Origin of the sequence: Scandinavium sp. M-37 (assembly GCF_043558715.1) — a bacterium.
GTDB lineage: Bacteria > Pseudomonadota > Gammaproteobacteria > Enterobacterales > Enterobacteriaceae > Scandinavium > Scandinavium vulneris_A.
Map to the genome: position 1 here is coordinate 1 of NZ_JBIGIN010000087.1, position 827 is coordinate 827.

Below are 827 nucleotides of genomic sequence, written 5' to 3' on the forward strand. Positions count from 1 at the left end.
TCGGCGCTGCCGCCCGCAGCGAATTTCTGCACCGCGTATTCGTCACGAGGCGTCAGGGTGCCTGCAGTTGCATCCCCTGCAGCATCAACGGTGAAGCTCTTCGCTACGCCATTGGCGTCAACGGCATAGTAGGTGTTGGCTGCGCCGCCGTCTGCGGAGTAGATGGTCATCCCGCTGGTTGCTGCATCGCCACCAAACAGGTCATCAGAAATCTTATCCAGCTTAGCCGCATCGAGTTGGAACGCTGCGCCGGTATTATCTTTGATCGCGCCATCGGCTTTTACTGCTGCGAAGTTGTTCAGGGTGCTGAGGCCATTTTTCAGAACGTCAGCGTCAAGGTCTGACAGCGCCGTTGCTTCTTTGTTGACTTTGGTACCGTCAATTTTAAGGTCAGTGCCTGTGGCATCAAACTCAGGTTTGATTTCATAGACCTTGCCCGCTTCCGCGCCAGCGGTCAGGGTCGCATACAGCTTAGTGTCAGCACCTGTTCCAACCTGGAATACTTCCACATTGGTATCATCAGTTTGTGTGTTATCAATGGCCTTCGCAATGGTGGTCAGATCAGCAGCGGTCACATCCCACTGCTTACCGCTGCCATCAACATCATATTTAGTGCCTTTAGCTAACTGAGTACCCTTTTCTACACTCGGTGCGTCAATCGCAGCGGCGGTAGTGATCTTGCCAAACTCAGCAGAGAAATCTTCCAGGCCCAGAGATTCGATATCCAGTTTTTTCAGGTCGATATCGATGGTCTGGCCGTCTTTGTCGCCGATCTGAATGGTCAGCTTGTCTTTCGAGCCGTCCAGTACGTTCACGCCGTTGAAGTT

Annotated in this window: 1 pseudogene; it reads right to left on the reverse strand. The window is 53.0% G+C overall.

Features of this window, described 5'->3' with window-relative positions:
- Positions 1-827 (reverse strand): annotated as a pseudogene (locus ACG0Z5_RS23770) (flagellin FliC); the annotation flags it as partial.